The following is a 7063-nucleotide window of genomic DNA, read 5'->3' as shown; positions in this document are numbered from 1 at the left end:
TTCGGCATCTTCCACCTCTCCGACACCACGAAGCGGTTCGAGGCGAACTTCCGGGCCATGGGCCAGGGGCTCGCCGAGGTGGCGGACTCCGACCTCAAGGGCGCGACGAAGCAGTTCAACGAGTTCGTCAAGGAGGCCGGCGGCGGGAAGGACGCCGTCAAGAACCTGCTCGAGCAGATGCCCGACTACAAGGCGAAGCTCATCGACCTCGCCGGCGCGCAGGGCAAGAACCTCTCCGACCAGGAGCTCTACAACCTCGCCCAGGGCAAGGGCTCGCTCGCGATGAAGCTGATGTCCGAGGCCACTGACGACCGCGCCCAGCGCGAGCAGGAGCACGCCGCCCTTGCCGATCGACAGGGCAAGGCTCTTCGCCGACAGCTCCATCGAGGCCATGGCCGCGCGGGCGGCGGCGACCTTAGGGACGATGGTGAGGATGCCGCCGCCGAGCAGACCGATCCCCGCGGTGAGCGCTGCGATGACGAGGACGGTCGCCTGGACCCAGCCGGGCGCGTTCACGAACGCGTTGACCAGGTCGGAGACTGCCTGCACCATGCCGCGGAGCTGCACGTTCGCGGCGGACCCCGACTTGATGAGGCCGGCCTCGAAGGCGGAGCCGAGCTTCTTGACGTCGCCGTTGAGGTTGTCCATCTTCCCGGACGCCTGGACGGCGGCGAAGCCGGTGTCGTCGACGCTGGTGATCCACCCCTGGATCCCGGACGCGCCGTTCTGGTAGAGCACGTTCGCGGCGCGGATCGCGTCGTTGCCGAAGATCTGCGCGAGTGCCTGGTTCCGCTGTGCCTGGGTGAGGGAGCCGAGCTGGTCGTGGAGGACGCCGGCGAGCTTGGTGATGCCGATGAACTGGCCGTTCGCGTCGTTCGTGTTGATGCCGAGCTTCTGCATCAGCTCGGCGGACTGCTGCGACGGGTTCGCGAGCTGGGTGAGCATCGTCTTGAACGAGGTACCGGCGTCGGAGCCGAGGAGACCGGCCTGGGCGAAGGCGGAGAGGGTGCCGACGGTGTCGTCGACGGAGAGGCCGAACTGGGCGGCGACGAGGCCGGACTGGTTCAGCGCCATGCCGAGGTCTTCGACGGAGCCGAGGGCCTTGTCCGCGCCGGCGGCGAGGAGGTCGGCGATGTGCGGCACCTCAGAGCCCTTGAGGCCGAACTGGGTCATCGCGACCGCGGCGATCTCGGTGGCCTTCGCGACGTCGAGCTGGCCGGCGGCGGCGAGGTTCAGTGCGCCCTTGAGGCCGCCGCCGAGGATGTCCTTGACGCTGACGCCGGCCTTGACGAGCTCGGTCTCGGCTTCGGCGACTTCGGTGGCCGAGAAGCCGATGCCCTGCCCCATGGTGAGGGCGGCGTTGCGGAGTTGGTCCATCTCGTACGCGGTCGCGTGGGAGAGGGACTTCACCTGCGACATCTGCGCGTCGAAGTCCGCGAAGGACTTCACGGCGAGGACGACGAACCCAGCGGCGGCCGCGCCGACGCCGAGGAAGACCTTGCCGAGCTTCTCCATCGCCTCGTGCTGCCGCTGGGCGGCGTTGGTCGTGTCGTTCGTCGCGTTCTCGGCGGCGTTCATGCCCTGCACGTAGTTCGAGGACAGGGTCTGCAGTACGACGCGGACGATGCGATCTGCCATGGCGGGTCTCCCGTCGAGCGCTGTTGAGTTGTCGGTGGTGCTGGCCCTGTCAGGGCGTCGGCGGTGTCCGCTCGACGCGCCTGACGGGGAAGAAGACGCCGTTCATCGACGCGTCGGGTCCGAGGAGTTCGCGGTACGCGTCCTCGGCGTCCTGCTGCACCTTGCGGGCCTGGTCGACGACCGGCATGTCCCGGAGGCTGCCGTCGGGCATCCGCGTCGGGACGCCAGCGACGTAGCCGTACTCGGCCTCAGGGTTGGTGGGATCCGCGAGGGCTGAGACGACGTCTTCCATCGGGAAGCCATGCGGGCCGAGGCTGTCCGTGTACCGCTGCAGCGCGAGGACGAGCATCCGGTCGGCGTCGTTCCACTCGGGCTCGCGTTCGACGTCGTGGCCGAGGATGCGGTTCCCGGAGCGGATGACCCGGTGCGTCTCGCGGGGCTCCCAGCCCCAGAATCTCCGGGGGGAGATGCCGAGCTTTACTGCGGCAGCGACATCCGCCCGGAGTCCTGGATTGCTGCCAATGCTTTTCCCGCGATCTCGATCGCCTGCTGCGCGTCTGCCTGGTTGAGGCTGTAGACGGTGTCGACGACGTTCCCGAACTCGAAGCCGGAGATCGTGTCGAAGAGGTCGTTCCACTCGTCCGGGGTTGGCTGGTACTCGTCGTCGCCGTCGACGATGACGCCGGAGGCGACCGCGGCGGCGCGCGTGACGGCGTGGACGTTGTAGTTCCCGACGACGGTGTCGGCGATGACGTCGGGGCGGCCCGGGTTCTTGAGGGTCAGCTCGGCCCACTCCTGGCCCGGGAGCCGGGTGAAGCGGATGACGACGAGGGCCTGGGCGTACTCCGCCTCGAGCGCGTCGATCTGCTGCTGCAGCTCGGCGGGGTTCCGGCCGGCGGCGAGGCGGGGGTCGTCGTTGTCGCGCGCGGCGTCGAGCTCGTCGGAGAGCTCCTTGCGGCGCGCTTCGACGGCGGCGTCGAGGGCGACGGTCACGTCGCGGGTGGGGCGGGGTGCGCTCTTCGCGGCGGCGAGCTTGTCGGTGAAGGTCATGAGGTTCCCATCTCGTCCCCATCGGTGGTGACCCGGCCGGACGCCGATGGGGAAGCGTCCGGCCGGGAGTGGGGTTACGAGGCGAGCAGCGGCACGTTCCGGCTGGCGATCGCCTGCGGGTACATCACCTGCGTGCGGGTGAACTTCGCGTTCGCGGCGTACGGGTCGTTCTGCTTCTGGCCGCACTTGACGGGGAAGTAGTCGAACTTGTCGCCGGCGGCGAGGGCCTGGTTGTGCGGGACGGCTCGTCGGACGGCGTAGACGACGTTCGCGCCGGGGGTGAGCAGCGGGTCGGCGACGTCGTTCGCGGAGCCGAAGACGTAGCGGACGGTGAGGTCCTCGGTCACCTGGCCGGGCTGCGCGAGGACGCCGGCGAGGGCGAGTCGGGTGTCGGTGACGGTGTCCTCCTTCACGCCCTCCTTGAAGCCGTCGGAGGTGAGCGCGTAGGTGACGTCGACGGCCTTCGCGTTGGAGAGGTCGGAGACCTTGACCGTGGTGAAGTCCGCCGGGAGGTTGCTCGCGAGGGCGCAGAGGATGAGGAGGTTGGAGTCCATGCCGACGGACGGCTGGACCGTGGTGTTGATACCCATGTGGGCTCCTTGGTGTCAGTGCCGCGGCGCGGCTGGTGGGGGTCAGGCGGGGTCGGAGTGGAACGAGTACTCGAGGGTCTGGAACCACATCGGCGTGCTGCCGTCGGGGTCGCGCTGCACCGGGGAGACGTAGTCCCGCATGAGCGGTGTCGTGACCCGGTCGGGGACGGTGAGTACGACGCCGAACCCGTGGGGGCGGAGCGTCCGGTCGACGCGCTCCGCGGCACGGCGTGCCTGCTCCGGGGTGGATCCGACGCACTGGAACGTCGTGGACGGCTGCCGGTGCACCTGCGGGCCCGCGAGGCGCTCGATGGTGTCGACGTCGGCCCCGGGCTGCATGACGACGTACCAGGTGGTCGAGATCGGCTTCCCGTCGCCGCGCTCGGCGACGCTGTCGAAGAGCCGGTCGGGCTTGGCGAGCTCGGCGTCGGTCTTGAGCAGCTCGACGAGGGCTGCGTCGTCGGCGAGGCTCACAGGCCGACCTCCCCGAGCGCGTCGTTGATCGCGCGTTGGATGCCGATGTCGAAGTCCTCGGCGTTGTCGGCGAGGGCCTTCGGGATTCGCTTCTTGCCCGGCGTCTTGCTGGTGCCCTCGTCGACGATGCCGACGACGGAGCCCTGCCCGCCGAGGACCGGGCCGATCTCGGACTCGAGCTGCGTGCCGTACTGGTTCGAGCCGGTGCCCTTGATGTCGTAGGAGATCGACCCGGCGGCGTGGGGCAGGTTGCGGGAGCCGTTGTAGTCGGACTTGATCTGGTCCTTGATCTTCCGCGAGGTCACCTCGATCGCCTGACGGAGCTTCGGGCCGGTCCCGGCGGGCACCTGGCCGAGGTCGCGGGCGAGCTGTCGGAGTTCGTCGTCAGCCATCGGTGACCTCCACGGGGAATCGTCGGGCGGTCGCGTCCGCGGAACGGAACGGGGCCTTCACGGTAGCGACGGTGCCGGGCAGGGCCGGGTCGGTTGCCGAGCTCGTGACGCGCACCTCCATGCCCGCTCGGACGGCGGTGGAGGTGTCGATCGGGAGGGAGAGGGTGGCGAGCTGGGTGACGAGCAGCTGCGCGGCGACGTCGACGTCCTGGGCCTGGACGTTCCCGGCCTTGAACCGGCAGGGGCCGTCGTAGACCGGGGTGAAGACCATCGGGTAGTCGTCGGTGTCGGGGTCCCGCTCGCCACGGGTGACGGTGCCGATCTGGCAGCGGTCGGTCATCCGGTCCTCGGCCCGGCGGCGGCCGCGTGCGAGCATGCGTTGGACGCGCACGCGACCACCTCCTAGTACCAGGGGAACAAGACGCCGGCGGTCGGCGTCGGGACGCGGCCGAGCCCGGCTGGGGCGTCGGGGGCGCGGGTGGTGGAGACGGTGCCGAGACCGCCGAAGGTGCTCGAGGTGCGGTAGCTGGTGAGCATCCGCTTCTCGGAGGCGGTGAGGTAGGCACCGGACTCGTCGACCTTCCATCCCTCGGTCGCGTCGTCGACACCGCCGGTGGTCTGCGCCTCGCGGTTGTCGTAGACCCGGCCGGCGCAGTACAGCGTCACGAGCTGCACGTCGTCGGGCACCGGGTCGACGAGCGTGCCGTCGGGGTTGAGGAACGTCCGCCCTGTCTCGTTGCGAACCAGGGCGGACGCGAGCCTCAGGCACAGCACGGCGCGCTTGGCGTCGGCGGTGTCCTCCGCGATGACCTCGTTGAGCCAGTCGCCGAGGTCGGTGACCCCGGCGAGCGTGGTCGCCGGGGTCCCCACTAGGACGCCGTCGCCATCGAGGCCGACACCGCGCGGACGGCGTCGAGGGTCGTCGCACCGTAGAAGGTGTCGACGACCGACTGGTCCTCGAGCTGCAGCGGGTTGTAGTGCTGGATCCAGCGCAGCGAGTAGCCGTCCTGGGCGACGGTCGCGGACTTCGCCGCACCCTCCGGCTGCCGCGAGGGGCGCGTCACGTGGGCGAACGCGTCCTTGTGGTAGCCGATGCCGAAGTCGGCGGGCAGGGTCGGGTCCGCGACGATCGTGAAGCCGAAGAGCTGCCCGATCGTGGCGTCGCGGAGGACGTCGGAGCTGCCGGACTCGTTGACGCGCTGCAGGAGCACGTCGTTGAGGGCGGCGGCCTCCATGTTGGAGCCGACGGCGAAGGTGCGGTTCGCGGCCGGGACATTGCGCTGGTTGAGCACCTGACGGGCGGCGATGAGGGCGGCGCGGAAGTTCGTGCCGTCCGCCTTCACCTTCGGGATCGCGGCGTCGGTGCCGATGGCGACCATCTGCGCGACCAGCGGCGCAGCGAGCTCGTCGACGACGGACTCGGCCTGCGGGATCAGGACCTGGGTGGTGAGGTCCTTGAGGGTGAAGGTCGCGAAGTCGTCCGGCAGGCGGACGGCGTTGTAGACCTGGTTCTCGAGGGTGACCGGGAACCACTTCTGGTCGAGGTCGTTGAACTGGATCGAGTCGCGGGCGGTGCGGTTGGCCTTGGTGTAGACCTTCGCCTTGCCGGCGGTGACCGGGCCGAGGACGTTGACGGTCTGCCCGACGCCGGCGACGAACTCCTGGGAGAAGTCCTGCCGGACGGTGCGCGGGAGCAGCGTCAGGTAGCGCAGGGACGCCAGCGTGGCGCGGGCGGCCTGCTGCGGGGTGTAGAGGGTGGGTGCCACGATGGCCCCTTTCTGGTGAGAGTGGTCGCGCCGCCCGGGTCGGGGGCGTGGTTACCGGCGGAAGACGTCCGCGGCGAACTTGTCGAGGTCCGCGGTGGGGTCGCCGGCGTCGTTGTTGTTGCCGCTGCCGGGGCGCAGCTGCTCGCGGGGCTGGCCCGACGGCGGGCGGCCGCCGTCCTTGCCGAACATCTCGAGCAGTTCCTCGGCGTCCTGCAGGAGCTCCTCCTCGGTGGTGCCGGAGAGGCGCTTCATCAGGGACTCGGGCAGGCCGTGCTTGACGGCGACGCGGAGCTTGAGGTTCTCGGCCTCCAGGGCCGTCACCTTCTGGGCGCTGTCCTTGTTCGCCTCGGCCGCCTGCTCCGCCTTCGTCGCTCGGTCGCGGAGGTTCTTGGCCTCCGAGTTGAGCTTGCGGATCTTGCCGAGTGCCTTGTCGGAGTCGAACTTGTCGCCCTTCTCGTCCGGGTCCTCGGGCTCCTTCGGCTCTGCCGGGTCGGCCGGGTCTGCGGGATCGGCGGGGTCCGCCGGGTCTGCAGGGTCCGCGGGGTCGCCGGGCTTCGCGCCGTCGTCGCCGTCGATGAACCGGATGCCGCGCAGCTCGAACGGGGACTGGCCGATGCGGGCCAGGCCGTCGCGGGTGCACGGGGCGTACGTCGTTCCGGTGGTGCTCTTCATGGGTGCCCTCCTGGGGCGGTCGGGCTGCCACCAGGGCAGCGGTGCCTAGCCCTGTGGGGGCTCGGTGGTCTGGTTGCGGATCGCGGGGGAGTCGCGGAAGTCGCCGTTCGCGCGCATGCGGGGCAGGACGCTCTCTTGGGTGCGGGCGTAGCCGGCGGCGTTGGCCTCTCGGGCGGCGCGCTGGTAGGCGTCGATGAAGCCCTGCTCGCGCTCGTTGGGCTCCCAGGAGCCGTAGACGATCTCGGCGGTTCTTCGCTCGGGCGAGCGCCGCGGATCCGGACATGCCGCCGGCGACGAGGTTCTTGACCCGGACGGGTCCGGCGACGAGGAGGATCTGCGCCGTCAGCGCCGCGTCGAATGTCGGGGTGACGATCGGGCCCGCGCCGGTGACGCCCTCAGCGTCGCGGTAGCGGTAGATGTAGGCGCTCGTGGTCTGCGCGGACTGCGACGAGTAGGCGCTGGCGAGGGCGACGTTCTCGGC

10 protein-coding genes are annotated in these 7063 nt (G+C 70.2%); all 10 read right to left on the bottom strand.

Annotated elements, in window-relative coordinates; translation table 11 throughout:
• A partial coding sequence (locus HUN59_RS14845) for a phage tail tape measure protein (RefSeq protein ID WP_174778794.1) occupies positions 1 to 1638 on the bottom strand: 1638 nt, incomplete at its 3' end.
• A gap of 49 nt (positions 1639 to 1687) precedes the next feature.
• Complete coding sequence (locus HUN59_RS14840; protein ID WP_174778793.1) at positions 1688 to 1987, bottom strand: hypothetical protein; 300 nt, start codon at positions 1985 to 1987, stop codon at positions 1688 to 1690.
• Between the two features lie 128 nt (positions 1988 to 2115).
• Positions 2116 to 2688, bottom strand: coding sequence for a hypothetical protein (locus HUN59_RS14835; RefSeq protein WP_174778792.1), 573 nt, complete (start codon positions 2686 to 2688; stop codon positions 2116 to 2118).
• Positions 2689 to 2762: 74 nt separating this feature from the next.
• Positions 2763 to 3278, bottom strand: a complete 516-nt coding sequence (locus HUN59_RS14830; protein WP_174778791.1) for a phage tail tube protein — start codon at positions 3276 to 3278, stop codon at positions 2763 to 2765.
• Between the two features lie 42 nt (positions 3279 to 3320).
• Positions 3321 to 3752, bottom strand: coding sequence for a hypothetical protein (locus HUN59_RS14825; protein WP_174778790.1), 432 nt, complete (start codon positions 3750 to 3752; stop codon positions 3321 to 3323).
• Complete coding sequence (locus HUN59_RS14820; RefSeq protein WP_174778789.1) at positions 3749 to 4144, bottom strand: hypothetical protein; 396 nt, start codon at positions 4142 to 4144, stop codon at positions 3749 to 3751. Before HUN59_RS14820 ends, HUN59_RS14825 begins: the two co-directional genes overlap by 4 nt.
• Entirely contained in the window at positions 4137 to 4535 is a 399-nt protein-coding gene (locus HUN59_RS14815) for a DUF6093 family protein (RefSeq protein ID WP_174778788.1), read from the bottom strand. Before HUN59_RS14815 ends, HUN59_RS14820 begins: the two co-directional genes overlap by 8 nt.
• An 11-nt stretch (positions 4536 to 4546) precedes the next feature.
• Positions 4547 to 5014, bottom strand: a complete 468-nt coding sequence (locus HUN59_RS14810; protein ID WP_174778787.1) for a head-tail connector protein — start codon at positions 5012 to 5014, stop codon at positions 4547 to 4549.
• A complete protein-coding gene (locus HUN59_RS14805; RefSeq protein WP_174778786.1) occupies positions 5014 to 5910 on the bottom strand; it encodes a P22 phage major capsid protein family protein in 897 nt (298 codons plus the stop codon). Before HUN59_RS14805 ends, HUN59_RS14810 begins: the two co-directional genes overlap by 1 nt.
• Positions 5911 to 5961: 51 nt before the next feature.
• Positions 5962 to 6582, bottom strand: a complete 621-nt coding sequence (locus tag HUN59_RS14800; RefSeq protein WP_174778785.1) for a hypothetical protein — start codon at positions 6580 to 6582, stop codon at positions 5962 to 5964.
• Positions 6583 to 7063 lie beyond the last annotated feature (481 nt).

This window comes from Curtobacterium sp. Csp2, assembly GCF_013347165.1.
Note: the sequence above shows the minus strand (reverse complement) of the source record. Positions and strands in the feature narration are given on the sequence as shown.

What these genes read in the sequence shown, in the direction of transcription:
- HUN59_RS14840 (WP_174778793.1), bottom strand. Translation starts at nt 1,987, where the DNA reads ATGCTCGTCCTCGCGCTGCAGCGGTACACGGACAGCCTCGGCCCGCAT.
- HUN59_RS14835 (WP_174778792.1), bottom strand. Translation starts at nt 2,688, where the DNA reads ATGACCTTCACCGACAAGCTCGCCGCCGCGAAGAGCGCACCCCGCCCC.
- HUN59_RS14830 (WP_174778791.1), bottom strand. Translation starts at nt 3,278, where the DNA reads ATGGGTATCAACACCACGGTCCAGCCGTCCGTCGGCATGGACTCCAAC.
- HUN59_RS14820 (WP_174778789.1), bottom strand. Translation starts at nt 4,144, where the DNA reads ATGGCTGACGACGAACTCCGACAGCTCGCCCGCGACCTCGGCCAGGTG.
- HUN59_RS14800 (WP_174778785.1), bottom strand. Translation starts at nt 6,582, where the DNA reads ATGAAGAGCACCACCGGAACGACGTACGCCCCGTGCACCCGCGACGGC.